We start from the raw sequence: 16,039 nt of genomic DNA on the forward strand, positions 1-16,039 counted from the left end.
AAGTATTAACTTTCTTCAGAATCTCCTTTTTTCTCAAATACCATCCAAAATTTAAAACTTGTATACAAAAGGAAGAGTAAGTCTTAAATATAATTCAAGTGGGTGCTGCAATGGACAGTAAAAGTCTTTATCACTGCTGGCAAAAGCAGCGCACATGAATAATCTGGCATTATTCAATTACCCAATTAAATTCGAAGTCGTATAATTCAATTAACAAGCAGTTCGTTCCTGATTGGAGTGAATATGATGTTATATTCAGTTATATCGTGGTCTTTAACCGCAATTCTTGGCATTTGGTCTATTGTACTTCTATCTGGTCATGGTGCTATTTCAATTGCTGGATTTAACACAATGACTGAAGATGAAAAGAAAGCAATAGACGAGAAAAAGCTCTGTTTTGTAGTGGGTATTGGCACGCTTATAAGTGCGTTAGTACTCTTTTTCATGGCACTACTTGGTCCAAATATACCAAACACAACAGCAATCATTGCGGGCAGTATTATTGCGATTGATGCGGTAGTAATGGTTTATATTGCAAACACAAAATGCGAAAAATAATAAAAATCTGACGATAAAGTACTTGAAATTCTTATCACCTTTAGGCAATGACTCTCGTCAAAACAAATACAAAACATCACCTCAAACTACTCGTCTCTTTCGTCTCTCTCAAGGCAAAGTCTGATCACGCACGTACGCAAGTAATCGTACAAGCACAACAATACAAAGCCCTGCTGCAAGCACTGTTTCAACAGTAGCTATTCCATCGAGCCATTGAAGAGGTTGGCCGAGTTCGGCCAGGTATGCCGACGTCTGCGTGCGCGCAACGACACAAATTACAAAAGGAAAAGTAAACGCGGCATGGCTGGGAAAGAACGGTTTAGTAAGACACCTGATGCACCACGCAAAAGAAACCACATAAATAAGTGAAGCGATTGCTAGCATAACCAAAAGAAACGGTACAGACTTTGACGAAATAGATTGAATATATCCCGCAATACAAAGACTTGTTGGAGCTGCATAAATACAGGCGAGCGACTCAGCAGAATCAGGCACAGGCCCATATTTAACGTACCGAATGCTTACTACTATAAAAAGCACCACAAAGCAGATAAATCCAAACCAAAATGCAACCGTACCAACACTTGTCTCAAAGGTAAACGCCGGCGCTGTAACACTAGCAACAACAATGCCTACATACACAATGAACCAGCTAGCGTGCACATTCTCCCAATCAAATTTTGCAATATAGCGAGAAGTAAAGAGAGCTATGCACAGTATGTGCAACGCAATTCCTGTAAACCAAAATAACTGTGCTGCGTCACCAATATCGGCCTTCAAATACACCGAAATCAGCATAACTGCCATAGGATATGTTGCGGCAACTGAAAGCCCAATTGGATCCGAGAGCTCTCGTAATACAGCTTTTGTCGACACCATAAATTTGAGGGTGTAGAGAGCTAAAAGAGCAATAGAGAGTATGCCACAGGCAAGATAAAGACCCTCGAAAGAAGTCTTAAAAAGATTTCCAAGTGCCGCAAAACCTAATGCAACACCACAAATAGCAACAGGAACTTTTTGGACATAGTTCATAAGGACTCTTCTATCTGTTTAGGAATCTCTTTCCTAACTTGAATATCTTAATGAACCTACTAATAACCTATAACTACGTGATCAACCTCATTAATTATTTCTTCTGGTATTTTATCAACTTCAATACGATAAACCTTATTTAACCTCGGATTATAAAATCCCAGGTACTTAAGATCATTAAATTCTAGATGTATTGAATTTAAACCCATTCTCCAATACATAAGCAGTTGAAGTGTATGCTTTGACTTTATTTTGCCCTTCAGTACCTTAAAATCCCAAATAGTATCTTTCGTTGTAAAATCACCGTCACCTGAATTAACAGTTTCGGTATAGCCACCCCTAAATGTAAATCCATCCAAAACCTTTGGCCCATAAACATCAAAAAAATGAAGAGATCTATTTACCATTGTTCTTACATTTTCAATTGTGGCGTTGTCAGGTTCTATTTGCTCTATAGGCTTATAAGTAGAGAATCCTCCTCTAAAACAAGAATCAAATCCTGTTAATTTCAATGCACTAACAATGGAATTATCATCTAATCCTTTAACTTTTTTAAGAAGTGCCTCTGCTTCTGTTTCTTTACCAATTAGACGAGCACCTATTATCGAAATATAAAAAGCATTGTCAGGAGAAGCTCCTGTCATGAAATGCGTAAGATATTCCACAGCAGTACCCACAAGATTGGGTTCAATATTTTCTTCTTTATTCAACTCTTCAATGCCAGGTCCAAGAATTATTTCATCAAAATCTTTAGACTTGAGATATCCTCCTCTGGGCTGTTTTATTTGATCAACACGTTGTGTTACAGAACATCCCATAAAGACCCTCCTAGACCTGAATTTTAATAATGCTCCACAATCTTACTGCGCCTTTACCAACAGTTACTAATTTTTATATATTTTTAGGTAAACGATTTATAATCAGCTCTCAAAGAGTGTTTATCCAAACGGAAAACAAAAACTCGCAGATAGTAGTTTTGAAATTCTTCTAGTAGCGGAGGCAACAAACGAGGATAAACAATCATAAGAGAGAATTTCAGAGGATACAAAAGTCAATCTCCTCATTCATAAAGCAGAAGAACGTCGAGGTCCTAAAGGGGGCTAAACATATAATTTGAGCAGTATTAATTTCATCGCCATGAGTAGAGGAAGATTGTATTCTTAGATATCTCCCCCGGATGAAAAGTACACGTCATAACCCAGAATAATGTGACCAGAAACGCTTCGAGCACATTCCGTTAGCTTCTGCTTCGTCGAGGTCAACATTATTCGCTACGGCATTATGAGCTTCTGATGATATGCTCCAAAAAAAACCCTTTTATTAACGCTACAGTAACTGTATCAACAAAAAGAGGTAGGTTTTAAAGAAAGCTCCCCGAGCTTCTAAGCCTGAGAAAAATGCTGTGGCCAAGATACTGAAACTCAGAAATAGCTTACTTCTCCGCTGCTTCAACCGATTTACCTTCGAACAGCCTGTCATTGTCGGCAAGCTGCAGAATTTGCAACTCATGTTGTATGTCGTCCGATATCTCAGAAGAATCAAGTTTTTCTTTTAGTGTTGCAACTATGTATTGCGCGTCAATACTGTTTGCAGCTTTCACGATAGCGCTAAGATTTTCCCCTTCGACAGTTTCAACTACGTCGTGCACAATAAATCGAGGAGTATGAAGATTATTAGCAATTACGAACTGTTGATAGGCAAGATCAAAAGCCGCAATTAGAGATTTTCTAGTACCTGTGCTCGATCCTGATATCTCAGCAATCGACACAGGGAACTTCTTTGTGTCAGGTGAATATACCAAGATTGGATTCTCACCATTAATCTTTTGAGCGAGAGGAGTAAAGAAACTGTTAAAGGAGTTCATCATCGATTGATAATCTTCGCTCTCTCCCTTACGCGCTAATCCTCCTGTAGAATAATTGTCTATATCCTTTTGAATATCCTGGAGCCTTTTTTCAAAGCGTTCCAGCGTATCAATGATTTCCTCATGCCTTCCTATCTCTTGCCCCTGCTGCATCAATGTGCTTGAAAGCTGTTCATATTCCCCAATCCTGTCTTTTGTCACTAAAGATAGATATTGACTGTTCTCATTGAGAAGCTTTTCACGCTTTTGAATAAGCTCCTCTTTCTTATGTCGCAGCCTTTCATCATTCTCTGCAAAATATAAAATTTTGTTGTCACATAACTTATTATTGAATTTAACCATTTCCTCAAACGTTTTATTGATTTCGGGAAGCATGGAACATACCTCCTCAAAAAATCTCTGAGATAACTCAAGATTGACTGTTCTCTCCTTCTCGGATCGCGCTGATTTTAAAGCTTCGTCATTTCGCTCAATCTGGTAATCAAGCTCGTTAAGCTCATCAGTAAGTTTCGTATATTTTGTACGAGCAGCCATAATGATGTCTCGATTATTTTTATAATCATCGACATTTAAAATGTCGTCTATCTTTGATTTTGTCTTACAGTAATTAGTTTCCAATGCGAGCAACACTTGACGTTGCTGATCAAGATCATTTGCTCGATTCACCTGCTTATAGCGTCGTATAGCCTCCTGTATCCGATTAAGCTCACTATTAAGTTTGCTTAGCTCATTATCTAGCGCTGGATCAGAAATATTGAACAGGAAGTTATATACACTTCGATACGTCGCATTACTAGTAGTACGAATCAAATTATGCAAGAAAACATTACTATCTCCTGCTACTGAAACTCTTACAAATGAGTGAATTAATTGTCTAAACGTGGGGATGTTGTTTTTAATTCCGAATAGAAGCTCATTCAAACGTTGGCGATATTTGTCTGGAGAGACTTGTTCGTCATCGATGAAGTAATGGCCTCTCGGGAAAAGCTCTACTTTAAGGTCGACGCTCCTACCCTGTGGCTCATTTAGATTCCAAACAAGCGTCATTTCAACTGCAATCCGCTTCTCAACAATGATGTCACGAAGCTCACTGACCTCATTATTGGTCTCCTGATCCACATAGACATATTTTTTTTCGCTAGCTCCCATTAAAACATCGATGAGTTTAAGAAAAGTTGTTTTTCCTACCTTATTGTGTTTTTCTGATCCTTCTGTATCTACAACGAAATTAGCTCCTCGATGAAAGAAAACCTCACGCATAATCACACCAGTTGCGGTATTGCAAATACGTAAAGACTTAATAAACATGCAAGCCTCCTTTCTCATCAACCTTAATGCGTCCCATCAGAAATAAGAAATCGAGAGACATCAAAAAGAAATCATAATTGACTTTCCTGCCGATAATTTCAGAACAGATGCTTTGATATAAACTCGAAGCATCTGTTCCTTCATGCTTTTCGACATAACTAAAAACCAAGGCTGCTAAATAATAAACCGTGTTTGCCGGTTCATTGTTTCGATCAAGTAATAACATATCAAGCTGGCTTTTCTAGAATTTTACACTTAGATATACCACATGCAATAAGGGCAATACAGAACTGCTCTATCTGCTCATCTGTGTATTTTTCATTATCGAAATGAGAATCAAAAACAATTGTCTCTTTCAAATTTTCTTTAATACTGTCCAGTTGATTATCCCCATTACTTACACATGGATAACCATCTTTATCAAACTCAGCGACGTCTAAAAACATGTCTCTGAGGTGCTTAATAATATTCTCGCTATCTGGATAATCTTTCATCACAAAATCGACCTGAGCATAATCATTCGAGTGATTATCAATGATATAGATGTATTTCATAGCATTGTTAAAACGCAGTTTATCCTTCATTGGGACAGGATCCTGCAGAGAATAGTTAGTACTTTTTGAATTAGGATATACGATACCAAGCAAATCGTATATCAGACTATGCGTCAAAGGACGTTGTCCCGACACAATCAAACTGTCAACAATAATATTATTATTGTTGCCGTCAGCTTGGATATTATGACTTCCTACGGCAGTTTGCTTATCATTCGCCATGGTCGACCACCCGATTATCCGAGCCTATTATTTGGTTATTGCCATTACCATATGCTTTTTGAGTGTTGCCTTCGTAGAGATTGTATAAGCGCTTAATTTCTTTTTTGTTTTTATATGATTGAATGGTTGCAAATATTGATAGTAAAGAGACCACAATACCTAACAGAGTATTCACTGTCTCCATGTGTCCTCCTTAAAATAACGGTTTATAATTATTCGTCTGTCAACTAATTCATTATAACGACAGCAGACATTTTAATAGATTGGAAGTCTACGTTAAACTCAATAAAATTCATTTCATCGCGGTTATTAATAATCCACTTACTAGCAACATAAATTAAAAAGTAAGGACAAAGGTATCTTTTGATATCTTGACGTCACTCTGTTTTATAAGCTATTCAACAAAATCTTCCTTGTATCTTTCTATTTTAATCCACTACGCTTTTAAATTCTTGCAATACAAAATAATAGAAAATATCAATATCACTTATATCTAAAAAACAATATGTTAGCTTCCGAGTATTAAAGTCCACATTCTCTATGAATCACCTTCAGCCCTTCAACTTTATATTGATATCAACAGAAAGGCCTGGCGATGGTAAACTCTATTCAAAAAGTCAACCAGGATAAAACTTTTACAAATAGTAACAATGAACAATACATTTTCAAGCTCATACGGAGATTTTATATCAAATCAGAGTTACAATTAAAAAGATATATACTTTCTCTTGAGTAGTATCAAATATATTTTTTGAAGTAATTTAATTAAAGAAAAATTTTGTCAAAGCCTAACGAAATCCGTCAGTAACAAATGTGTAATCCTTATGATTGCGGAGCAAAATTTAAACCTGCTGCTTTCGATTGTGGTCAATGGAAATCTTACACAGATTAATCAAATCACCAAACAAGACTGAGAAATTAGCGCGAAGCCCTAAAAGATAAGACCAAGCAGGAAACAAAGTCCCTGCTTGGTCTGTGCAATACGCATACTTAAATAGCGCGCATGTTCAAATACATCTATTTCTGAGGATACAGAGCCTCAAGGATCTTCTCGGCAGAATCAAATGCGCGTGGCGAGTAATCGATGTACTCTGAGTATGGAATCTCTACGATGCTCTTGTTGGCAATAGCGGGGACGTTCTGCAGGGAGCTCTCGCCCAGAAGGGTGTCTTTAGCTACAGCGTCAGTTGCTTTATTGCGCTCTGCGGTGACATAAATAATGACGTCAGGGTTGAACTTAATCAGATTTTCATACGTCAGGCCGTTTGCAGACTGAGTTGTCGCAGGAGTAGCTCCAAGCTGGTCGATGATAGTAAACTCAAGGCTCTTCTCGCTACCTCCAAAGAGACCAAACGTGCCGTCCTTGAGGTTGGTCATAACCAGTACAGTCTTCTTTGCATCTTTCTCGTGAGCCTTAACTCGCTCGTTAATGGCGTCAAGGCGCTTCTGAAGGTCAGCGGTATAAGTGTCAGCGTTGCTCTGAACGTCAAAGATGGATCCAAGATTCTTAATGTCAGAAATAATTCCGGCAAGCGTTGGATCGCCCTGCTCAGAAGATGCAAGCTGAGTATAGACAGAAATGCCAAGGTCAGCATAGTCCTTTGGAGAAGTCTGGTCCTTTGAAGTGAAGAGACGGGAACGTCCCACAATAAGGTTTGGATTAGCGGCAACAACAACCTCGCGAGAAAGGCTCTTCTTATCGCCCAGCTGATTAATTTTCGCATACTCGTCAGCAATATCTGAAGGCATTGGTGCGTCAGGCTTGATGGTGCCAATAATCTTGGAGCCAAGACCCAAACGCAGCAGAATCTCGGCTGCAGAGTCTGTCAGGGTAACAACACTCTCAGGGGCCTTGTCAAACTTGGCCTCAAACTCGTTGCCGTCACCGTCATAGAGCTTGAACGATACGGGATAGCTCGTATTGGCCGACTTCTTTTCTTCAGTAGCAGGGGTAGATGGACTAGACGTTGCATTGTTGCATGCAGTCAGACCCAGTCCAGCAGCAGTTGCAGCAAATCCTGCTGCAATGCTCAAAAAATTCCTTCTCGTAAAGAGATTTGAACTTACACGAGGATCCATAGGATATCCTTTCATTCATCTGTTGATACTCAACAGGCGATTAATACACGTAATCAATGCTGATGCCGTTTCCAGCAGTTGATGGGCGGACCATGCCCTCAACGCCATACACATCAGCAAGTAGCTTAGGGGTCACAATGTCCTCAGGCGAACCCTCGGAAACAATGGAACCCTCTTGTAAAAAATACAGGCGGTCGACATAGTGAGCTGCCATCACAATGTCATGCAAAACAGCCAGGCAGCTGATACCAAGATTGCGAACAAGTCGCAAAATATCAATCTGGTACGTAATATCAAGGTGATTAGTAGGCTCATCAAGCACCAAAAACTCTGGTTCCTGAGCCAACGCACGAGCCAACATGACACGTTGTTTCTCGCCACCTGAAAGCGTGGCAAAAGAGCGATCTTCAAAGCGAGAAAGGCCAACTTTCTGAATAACGTCAGAAACGATTGACTCGTCGTGGTCGGTTTCTTTTGACAGCGCCGACTGATGAGGACTGCGTCCCAGCGACACAATCTCGCGAACGGTAAAGTCAAAGGACAGAGAGTTGAACTGGCTTACAACTGCAACCTTACGCGCAAAGTCACGTCGGGATATCTCAGTGGCGTCGCGCTCGTCCCACAAAATCTGGCCGTCATAGCGATGACCAAGGCCATAAATTGCTCGCAAAAGCGTTGACTTGCCTGATCCATTAGGACCAAGGATGCCCACAAACTCGCCATCTGCCACGTTAAGCGAGACGTCCTTTACAATCGGCTTGTTGTGAATGGTGACCGAAACATTTTGCACTTCAAGGCGCATGCTACTCACCATCCCTAAAGCTGTAGTTACGTGCAACCATGATGTAGACAAAGAACGGCGCACCAACAACAGCGGTCAGAATGCCAATAGGAACTTCGGCGTTGCCTAGGATGGTTCGAGCACAGGCATCTGCCCAGAGAATGAAAATAGCTCCTAGTACCAGCGCAGTTGGAACCAGCCTTCGGTGATCGGACCCAACAAACGAGCGCGCAATATGCGGAATGATAAGACCAACAAAACCGATGGTTCCTACTGATGAAACCAATGTGCCAACCATAAGCGCAGAAATGGTCAGGTATGCCCATCTGCACAAATTGGTATTGAGGCCAAGCGTTGTTGCAGCCTCGTCTCCCATCAGAAGCACATTGAGTGAGCGGAACTGCGTGAGGAAAAACACACTGACGAGAAGTACTACAACAACGGAAACGCCAACATTTCCCCAGCTTGCTCGTGCCAAGGAGCCCATGGTCCAAAACTTCAGATCCATCATGCCCTCAGCATTAGCGGCGATAGTAATGATGAAATTAGACAGCGCCGTGAACAGAGCATTCAAAATCATGCCCGAGAGAACAAGCTTTGACGACGTCATATGTCCGCCGGTAGACGCCAGCAACAAAACGCCAATCGTGGCAATTGTTGAGCCAATAAACGAGAACAGCGGCACCGAAGAAATTCCCACAACGTGTACCGCGCCGGCTCCAAGCATGATGGCACAGGTGGCTCCACACGAAGCTCCTGATGAAATGCCCAAAATATACGGCTCAGCCAAGGTGTTTTGAACCGATGCCTGCATAACAACGCCCGCAAGCGCAAGACCGGCTCCGGCTACCACTCCTAAGATGATGCGGGGAAAGCGCAGCGACCAAACGACCTTCTCGACAGGTCCTCCTGCAGCTAAGGCTTCCGGTAGCGGCATGCCAAAAAGATGATGTGTCAGCACGGCGTATGCGTCTTGCAAGGACACGCCGATGGCGCCCATCGTTGAAGTTATTACAATACTCGCCACCAGAATTGCGACGAGAACTCCCATGAAAAGACGGAACGGTCCGGCTTTTCTTATCATACAATACCCCTCTAAAGTAACGCTGCGTTTTTGCGCACAACGTACAACGCACAATGCGCGTTACGCAGAAGCAGCGGAATTTTTTGAAAGTTAACTATATCTTACATTTTGAGTTGTGAGAAGACTTCGAGTTGAGAAATGCTTAAAATACCTACATCCCTCTGTGGGATGCTCTTCGCGAGGCGGCTCCTGCGAGACGATGTCGGCACCAACAGGCAATAACAGACGAGGTCAGACGAGGAACTTCATGGATTTATCAGCTCTACCAGACAATACAATCACTATCGGAGAACGCTCCGCGGTTCCTGGTCTTCTTGTTGTTCTCCATGGTTCCCTGCTGATGCCAAAGATAGCTGCGCTTCTTGCTTCCGGGAAACTTGACGCGACCAAGCTCCCCCAATGCCTTGTCATTACTGCGCCGTCTAATCAAGACTGCTATTCCCCTTGGCCAGCATCAAGCGTGCGGACTGAGGCTCCAAATTTTGGAGGATTTGGACGAGAATTTCTATCTGACGTCGTACTTCCAGCTGTCGAGAAGTACGCTGCTCTAGCTACTCATACCGCAGAGGATACGTGTCCTCTTACACTTCTGGGCTATTCTTTGTCGGGTCTGTGCAGCCTCTTTGAGATGCAGACTACCTGCCACTTTGACCAGTATCTTCTGGCAAGCCCAAGCACGTGGTTCCCTGATTTTGTTGAAACTTTTGATACGAGTCATGTGCGTTCGGACATTCGCTGGTGCATTGCAAGCGGAGAAAACGAAGGTAAAAACCATCCTGAGCCCCTGCGCTCAGTGAGGCAGACAACAGATGCGCTGGTAGAAAAGCTGGCTCCTGCTGCCCCGAAGTATCAACGTATGCTGGATTCTTACGATCATCACAAGGGTCTTGAGCTGAGGTTGCAACGATTGCTGCAGTTTGGATTTGATGCGTAGAGGACCGTTTTCCTGTGCGGATGCAGCGTTGATGGCTTGCCCAACTGCCTGCTAAAACAGCCGTCTGAGCGGTGGTGATTGCTAACAAAAAACCCGCCGAGGGCGGGCTTGAAATTCTTATGGTCGCGGGGGCAGGATTTGAACCTACGACCTTCGGGTTATGAGCCCGACGAGCTACCAGACTGCTCCACCCCGCAATGCATGCGCTTATGCGCGAACAAGTACTATACCTCGCAGCACTCTCTACGTCAAGCAAGATTGACGATTTTCTCGCCATAAAGGTATAAGGCTTGCGTACAAAAGCCAAGAAAGTTGCACTGTCGCCAGCACAAGTGGGGTCAGACGGCTAAACTATTTATACTGTCTTTGGGGCGCTGTGCTTGCGCCAAACAGCTATAGAAGGACTTTTGAGGATGACATTACACGAGCTCCTGGCGCTCTTTACCAGCAAGAACATCGAGTACACCACCGCGAATCTTGACGCGGTGGATCAAAACGTACAGCTTACCGATGTTGCAAGCGATTCTCGTGAGGTCACCCCTGGCTCGCTGTTTGTCTGCAAGGGTGCGCACTTCTCGCCAGCGTATCTGGCAAGCGCGGTGGAGGCTGGGGCTGTTGCGTACCTCTGCCAGCAGTCGCTTGCGGAAGATCTGCAGTCAGTGGCGCCAAACGTAGCCGCTATTTGCGTGCATGACGTGCGCCTTGCCATGGCCTACGCGGCCGCAGGCGTTGCGGGACATCCCGACAAGAAGCTCACCACCATCGGCATTACGGGTACAAAAGGCAAGTCTACCTGCTCGTATATGCTGCGCGCTATTCTTGACGGCGACGAGCCGTACTCCAAGTGCGGCGTGATTGGCGGTATTGAGGTGTTTGACGGCAAAGACACTCAGCCGGCGCACAACACCACGCCCGAGGCTCCTGAGCTGTGGCGCCATCTCAAGCACGCCGCGGACGCTGGCCTCCCCTACGTTGACATGGAGATTTCCAGCCAGGGACTCAAGTACGACCGTACGGTTGGCCTCAATCTGAGCGTCGCGGTGTTCCTAAACATTGGAACCGATCACATTTCCCCTGTTGAACACCCTACTTTTGAAGATTACTTTGAGAGCAAGTTGAAGATTTTTGATCTTGCTCGCGTGGCCGTCATCAACAAGAACACCATGATGTTTGACCAGGTCATGAAGCGGGCACAGAGGTGCGAGAAGGTCTTAACTTTCTCTACAACCGATTCCGACGCTACCGTTTGGGCGGACGACATTACCCCTCACCAGGGCATGGTCACGTTTACCGTACACGCGCCAACCTGGACCAGCGCCGCCGCGCTGCCTATGTCCGGCCTCTTTAACGTGGAGAATGCTCTTGCGGCAATCACCGTTGCCGACTACCTGGGCATTCGCGAGAAGGACGCTGTGCTTCCTTTGATGAACGTTAAGGTGCCAGGTCGCATGGAGCTGCTGAGCTCGCCCGATAACAAAGTTACGGGCTTGGTCGACTACGCCCACAACAAGCTTTCCTACCAGAAGCTTTTCTCGTCAACGTCCAAGGAATTCCCTGGTTATGGCCGCTATGTGGTCATGGGGGCCGTAGGCGGTAAGGCGTACAACCGTCGCCAAGAGCTGCCGGAAGAAGCAGCCAAGTGGGCGGACTTGATGATTTACACCACCGAGGACTGCAACATGGAAGATCCTGCGGTGATTTGCGCGCAGATGGCCGAGGCCACGCCCGAGGGCGCCGCGCACAAGATTATCCTTGACCGCTACGACGCCATTTACGAGGCAGTTTCCGCAGCTTACGACGACCCTCGCCCAGCGCTGGTGTACCTACTTGCCAAGGGCGACGAGCCGTTCAATATTATCGGCGGCAAGCACGTTCCGTGGATGACGGACGCTGCCGCGTTCAAGGCTGCCGTTCGCGCCAAGCTGGACGAGCGTGCCGGTCGCGCCGCGCGCGGGTAGCGCGGGTAGCGGCGGCGACGCGGGTGTCGCTGCAAAGGTTGACGGAGCGGGTCAGAAAAGCGCAGGTGAGTTGGTGGACGATGGTGCTTCGATCCAGATAATCCTTGAGCCGCGCATGATTGAGAAGAATAGTGTGCGTTCTTTAGTTCGCTAATCAGATTTCTGCATATTTGTGTAATAAAATGCATTCTTATGAATACGTAATTTTTGACCTCAAAATTATGTGCCGAAAAAGGTAAAAAATGCGTTTAGTTGGGGATGAAAACTTAAAATTGGTCGATTTATCCCCAACTAAGACGATTTTTTACCGCCTCAAAAACTTTTATCTGGGGAAACGTTGTATGCAGAAACCTGTATTCCCCAACTAAACGCATTTTTTACCACCTGGGTGCGCGGGCGCAGTTACGTCCCAAATTACTCAAACAAGGCGAGAGAATCAGGCTCCATGAGAGCTCTCATGAAGGGGCTTTCGAAATCAGCTTCGGACATACTTCAAAGCGCGCCTGAAAAGTGCAAAGAATCTGTATTTCAGATACAGATTCTTTGACGAAATCAGGCAAATCCACAGTTTCTTTTACGTTTTCAGGCAGAATTTACAGATTCTTTGCAGAAATCAGGCGCGCGTCGGGCGCATACCCGGGCGCATTGAACGCACACCGCGCGCGCCGCCCGCCTGGCGAGAAACCCCGTCTGCTAGCAGCGCTTTTGCACAAGAAAACCCGGTACCCACACGAAGTGGATACCGGGCGGAAGGCACGTTTGCGCAGCTAGCACGCGCGGCGCTCGCGGCTCGTACGTAGCACGCACGTCGCTCGCAGCTAGCGCGGTTGCGCCGTGCGGCGCTCGCGGTCGCGACGTGTTACTCGTTGTCGCCGGCGGTTGCCTGAGTTGCGGAGATTGCCTGATCAGCATCGGAAGCGTCTGGCCAAGACCAGTCGGTAAATGCTGGGTGATCATAGCCCTTCTCGACAGCAAACTCGAAGGCCTCGGTGCGGAACTTCTCCCACTCGTCAATCTGATCTGCCCACTTCTGAGCGTCAATCATGCGGAGAGCGTCAGCAGCAAGTGCCCAACGGTCCATGTTGTTCAGGCGCAGCATGTCGTAAGGAGTTGTGGTGGAACCCTGCTCCTCGTAGCCGTGAACGTTGAAGTTGTCGTGGTTTGGACGGTTCCAAATCAAGCGACGGACGGAACCAGCGTAGGCGTGGAATGCGAAGAGAACTGGCTTGTCTGCGGAGAAGAGCTTGGTGAACTCCTCGTCGGAGAGAGCCTCGTCGTTCTCGGAAGCGTTCTGGATCTTGAGCAGGTCAACAACGTTGACGAAGCGAGCCTTGATGCCCAGCTTGCCAAGCATGTCAAGAGCTGCCAGAAGCTCCTGGGTTGGAACATCGCCGCAGGATGCGAGGACAATGTCCTCCTCGCCAGCCTCAGCGTTGGAAGCCCACTTCCACTCCTTAGCACCAGCTGCAAGCTCCTCGCGAGCCTCGTCGAGAGTTACCCACGTTGGAGCAGGCTGCTTACCAGCGAAGATTGCGTTGATGCAGTTTGTGGAGGTGTAGCACTTCTCGCCAACTGCAAGCAGGAGGTTAGCATCTGCTGGGAAGTAGATGTTGGTGATGTGGTCGTTGTTGAAGCTCTTGTTAAGCATGATGTCAACAAAACCAGGATCCTGGTGAGAGAATCCGTTGTGGTCCTGGCGCCAAACGTGGCTGGAAAGAACCAGGTTGAGAGCGGAGATAGGCTTGCGCCATGGGATGTGGCGAACGGTAGCCTCAAGCCACTTAGCGTGCTGGTTGATCATGGAGTCAACGATGTGAACGAATGACTCGTAGCTGGACCAGATACCGTGGCGGCCGGTCAGGGTATAGCCCTCAAGCAGACCCTCGCACTGGTGCTCGGAAAGCTGCTCGATAACGTTACCAACTGGGGAGATGTGCTCGTCGTTCTCAAAGTCATCGTTGAAGCCGCCGAACCACTGCTTGTCGGTTACCTGGAAGGAAGGCTGCAGACGGTTGGAAGCAGTCTCGTCAGGTCCAAAGATACGGAACTCGGAGCGGTTGCTGTTGATGAGCTCAGCGGTATACTCGCCAAGGACGCGCGTTGCCTCAGTAGCACCAAAGCCGTGGCCCTTCTCGGCAACTGGGATCTCGTACTTCTTTGCGTCAGGAAGGACGAGGTTGCGGCGGATTGCGCCACCGTTTGCGTTAGGGTTAGCGCCAAGGCGGAGGTCGCCCTTAGGCATGAAAGCGGTAACCTCTGGACGGATTGCGCCCTTCTCGGTGAAGAGAGTCTCTGGCTTGTAGGAGCCCATCCAGTCGCGAAGGACCTGGAAGTGAGCCTCGGTGTCGCGAGCGGATGCCAGTGGAACCTGGTGTGCGCGCCAAGAGCCCTCGGTCTTCTTGCCGTCGATGTAAGGAGGGCAAGTCCAACCCTTAGGGGTGCGGAAGATGATCATTGGGTAGTAAGGACGGGATGCGTCACCTGCGGCTGCGCGAGTCTTGATAGCGCAGATCTCGTTGAAGACAGCCTCGAGAAGAGCTGCGAAACGACGATGGATGGATGCGTGGTCCTCGTCGTCAAAGCCAGCAACAAAGTTATATGGGTGGTAGCCCATGCCGCGGAAGAACTCGTCGCGCTCACCGTCGGAAATACGAGCCAGGATAGTTGGGTTAGCAATCTTGTAGCCGTTGAGGTGCAGGATTGGGAGAACGATACCATCGGTCAGTGGGTCCATGAACTTGTTGGTCTGCCAAGAAGTTGCAAGTGGGCCGGTCTCTGCCTCGCCGTCGCCGACAACAGCGACTGCCAGCAGGGATGGGTTGTCCAGGACAGCGCCGTATGCGTGGGAGAGGACGTAGCCCAGCTCGCCGCCCTCGTGGATGGAACCTGGAGTCTCAGGTGCGTAGTGGGAAGGAATTCCGCCTGGGTAAGAGAAGCGGCGGAAGAACTTCTGGAGGCCCTCTTCATCGTCGGTGATGAATGGGTAGGTCTCGCGATAAGTGCCGTCGAGCAGGGACTGTGCGGTACCTGCAGGTCCACCGTGACCAGGGCCCATGAGGAAGATGGTGTTCTGGTTATGGTCGCGGATGAAGCGGTTTACGTGGCCGAACAGGAAGTTCAGACCTGGGGTGGTTCCCCAGTGGCCAACCAGGCGATGCTTAACGTCCTCGCGAGAGAAACCGTCCTTCATAAGAGGGTTGCTGCGAAGATAAATCTGACCAACAGACAGGTAGTTAGCTGCGCGCCAATACCTATCGACGCCGGCAAGCTCGTCCTCAGATACAGGCTGATTCAGGGTCTGCCAAGGTGTGCCGTACACGGGCTGAGCCATGTGCTCCTCCTTTTCTTGGGCTGCTATCTGCGCGTTTACGCAGGTTAGGCAACCTCGTTGCTTCCATCACCTGAGCGTTTGTTTTGTTCGCACTCAACTGGGCACGCATAAAACAACACATACATAACAGTATGATGCTTCGGCTATGTTTCAAATAATACTCTAAGTGATAAAACGTTTTATCACTGTGAGATTTCTTGAAATTTCTTTCCTGAGAGACGCTTAAGCTGTCTTTTAAGCAGCAAAACAATCCCCCAACAGTACCCACAATGCCAAAATGCAACCAAAATGGTGCCCATGTAAAGCGTATACACACCAAAGTGGTAAAAAATGC

The 16,039-nt window shown here is 46.5% G+C and carries 14 protein-coding genes and 1 tRNA gene; 4 read left to right on the forward strand and 11 right to left on the reverse strand.

What is annotated here, in order from left to right:
* Nucleotides 1–243: 243 nt before the first annotated feature.
* Nucleotides 244–558 (forward strand): DUF3784 domain-containing protein, encoded by a 315-nt coding sequence (locus HMPREF1647_RS03645; protein WP_035432117.1) that lies wholly within the window; start codon nt 244–246, stop codon nt 556–558.
* Between the two features lie 108 nt (nt 559–666).
* On the opposite strand, the gene HMPREF1647_RS03650 is transcribed toward HMPREF1647_RS03645, so the two are convergent.
* From HMPREF1647_RS03650 to HMPREF1647_RS03690, 9 genes are all read right to left on the reverse strand, one after another.
* Nucleotides 667–1,590 carry a TDT family transporter gene (locus HMPREF1647_RS03650; protein WP_035432118.1) on the reverse strand — a complete coding sequence of 308 codons (924 nt, stop codon included), beginning with the start codon at nt 1,588–1,590 and terminating at the stop codon, nt 667–669.
* 59 nt (nt 1,591–1,649) lie between these two features.
* Complete coding sequence (locus HMPREF1647_RS03655) at nt 1,650–2,408, reverse strand: hypothetical protein (RefSeq protein WP_035432119.1); 759 nt, start codon at nt 2,406–2,408, stop codon at nt 1,650–1,652.
* A gap of 614 nt (nt 2,409–3,022) precedes the next feature.
* Entirely contained in the window at nt 3,023–4,762 is a 1,740-nt protein-coding gene (locus HMPREF1647_RS03660; RefSeq protein WP_262363801.1) for a DUF2326 domain-containing protein, read from the reverse strand.
* A complete protein-coding gene (locus HMPREF1647_RS03665) occupies nt 4,752–4,988 on the reverse strand; it encodes an ABC-three component system middle component 6 (protein WP_035432121.1) in 237 nt (78 codons plus the stop codon). Before HMPREF1647_RS03665 ends, HMPREF1647_RS03660 begins: the two co-directional genes overlap by 11 nt.
* 1 nt (nt 4,989) lies before the next feature.
* Nucleotides 4,990–5,538, reverse strand: coding sequence for a hypothetical protein (locus HMPREF1647_RS03670; protein WP_262363802.1), 549 nt, complete (start codon nt 5,536–5,538; stop codon nt 4,990–4,992).
* A complete protein-coding gene (locus tag HMPREF1647_RS03675; RefSeq protein WP_035432124.1) occupies nt 5,528–5,722 on the reverse strand; it encodes a hypothetical protein in 195 nt (64 codons plus the stop codon). The genes HMPREF1647_RS03670 and HMPREF1647_RS03675 overlap by 11 nt, the downstream gene beginning before the upstream one ends.
* An 833-nt stretch (nt 5,723–6,555) precedes the next feature.
* Nucleotides 6,556–7,617, reverse strand: coding sequence for an ABC transporter substrate-binding protein (locus HMPREF1647_RS03680; protein WP_187468914.1), 1,062 nt, complete (start codon nt 7,615–7,617; stop codon nt 6,556–6,558).
* Nucleotides 7,618–7,657: 40 nt separating this feature from the next.
* Entirely contained in the window at nt 7,658–8,419 is a 762-nt protein-coding gene (locus tag HMPREF1647_RS03685; protein WP_035432128.1) for an ABC transporter ATP-binding protein, read from the reverse strand.
* Nucleotide 8,420: 1 nt separating this feature from the next.
* Nucleotides 8,421–9,482, reverse strand: coding sequence for a FecCD family ABC transporter permease (locus HMPREF1647_RS03690; RefSeq protein WP_035432131.1), 1,062 nt, complete (start codon nt 9,480–9,482; stop codon nt 8,421–8,423).
* Between the two features lie 247 nt (nt 9,483–9,729).
* Between HMPREF1647_RS03690 and HMPREF1647_RS03695 the strand changes: the two genes are divergently transcribed.
* Complete coding sequence (locus tag HMPREF1647_RS03695; RefSeq protein ID WP_035432133.1) at nt 9,730–10,416, forward strand: alpha/beta hydrolase; 687 nt, start codon at nt 9,730–9,732, stop codon at nt 10,414–10,416.
* Nucleotides 10,417–10,536: 120 nt separating this feature from the next.
* Here the strand turns inward: HMPREF1647_RS03695 and HMPREF1647_RS03700 are convergent.
* A tRNA-Met gene (locus tag HMPREF1647_RS03700) sits at nt 10,537–10,613 on the reverse strand.
* A 216-nt stretch (nt 10,614–10,829) separates the two neighbouring features.
* Between HMPREF1647_RS03700 and HMPREF1647_RS03705 the strand changes: the two genes are divergently transcribed.
* Both HMPREF1647_RS03705 and HMPREF1647_RS07055 read left to right on the forward strand, forming a co-directional pair.
* On the forward strand, nt 10,830–12,374 hold the full coding sequence (locus HMPREF1647_RS03705) for a Mur ligase family protein (RefSeq protein ID WP_052039118.1): 1,545 nt from the start codon (nt 10,830–10,832) through the stop codon (nt 12,372–12,374).
* The gene (locus HMPREF1647_RS07055; RefSeq protein ID WP_187468915.1) at nt 12,349–12,528 is read left to right on the forward strand and encodes a hypothetical protein; all 180 of its coding nucleotides are present in this window, start codon (nt 12,349–12,351) and stop codon (nt 12,526–12,528) included. The genes HMPREF1647_RS03705 and HMPREF1647_RS07055 overlap by 26 nt, the downstream gene beginning before the upstream one ends.
* A gap of 705 nt (nt 12,529–13,233) precedes the next feature.
* Here the strand turns inward: HMPREF1647_RS07055 and HMPREF1647_RS03710 are convergent.
* The gene (locus tag HMPREF1647_RS03710; protein WP_035432135.1) at nt 13,234–15,705 is read right to left on the reverse strand and encodes a phosphoketolase; all 2,472 of its coding nucleotides are present in this window, start codon (nt 15,703–15,705) and stop codon (nt 13,234–13,236) included.
* Nucleotides 15,706–16,039 lie beyond the last annotated feature (334 nt).

The organism is Lancefieldella parvula DNF00906, from assembly GCF_000758945.1.
GTDB lineage: Bacteria > Actinomycetota > Coriobacteriia > Coriobacteriales > Atopobiaceae > Lancefieldella > Lancefieldella parvula_C.

Excerpts from the sequence above, each read along its gene's own strand:
- HMPREF1647_RS03695 (WP_035432133.1), top strand. The coding sequence starts at position 9,730 with ATGGATTTATCAGCTCTACCAGACAATACAATCACTATCGGAGAACGC.
- HMPREF1647_RS03665 (WP_035432121.1), bottom strand. The coding sequence starts at position 4,988 with ATGTTATTACTTGATCGAAACAATGAACCGGCAAACACGGTTTATTAT.
- HMPREF1647_RS03670 (WP_262363802.1), bottom strand. The coding sequence starts at position 5,538 with ATGGCGAATGATAAGCAAACTGCCGTAGGAAGTCATAATATCCAAGCT.
- HMPREF1647_RS03675 (WP_035432124.1), bottom strand. The coding sequence starts at position 5,722 with ATGGAGACAGTGAATACTCTGTTAGGTATTGTGGTCTCTTTACTATCA.
- HMPREF1647_RS03680 (WP_187468914.1), bottom strand. The coding sequence starts at position 7,617 with ATGGATCCTCGTGTAAGTTCAAATCTCTTTACGAGAAGGAATTTTTTG.
- HMPREF1647_RS03655 (WP_035432119.1), bottom strand. The coding sequence starts at position 2,408 with ATGGGATGTTCTGTAACACAACGTGTTGATCAAATAAAACAGCCCAGA.
- HMPREF1647_RS03685 (WP_035432128.1), bottom strand. The coding sequence starts at position 8,419 with ATGCGCCTTGAAGTGCAAAATGTTTCGGTCACCATTCACAACAAGCCG.
- HMPREF1647_RS03650 (WP_035432118.1), bottom strand. The coding sequence starts at position 1,590 with ATGAACTATGTCCAAAAAGTTCCTGTTGCTATTTGTGGTGTTGCATTA.
- HMPREF1647_RS03660 (WP_262363801.1), bottom strand. The coding sequence starts at position 4,762 with ATGTTTATTAAGTCTTTACGTATTTGCAATACCGCAACTGGTGTGATT.
- HMPREF1647_RS03690 (WP_035432131.1), bottom strand. The coding sequence starts at position 9,482 with ATGATAAGAAAAGCCGGACCGTTCCGTCTTTTCATGGGAGTTCTCGTC.
- HMPREF1647_RS03705 (WP_052039118.1), top strand. The coding sequence starts at position 10,830 with ATGACATTACACGAGCTCCTGGCGCTCTTTACCAGCAAGAACATCGAG.
- HMPREF1647_RS03710 (WP_035432135.1), bottom strand. The coding sequence starts at position 15,705 with ATGGCTCAGCCCGTGTACGGCACACCTTGGCAGACCCTGAATCAGCCT.
- HMPREF1647_RS03645 (WP_035432117.1), top strand. The coding sequence starts at position 244 with ATGATGTTATATTCAGTTATATCGTGGTCTTTAACCGCAATTCTTGGC.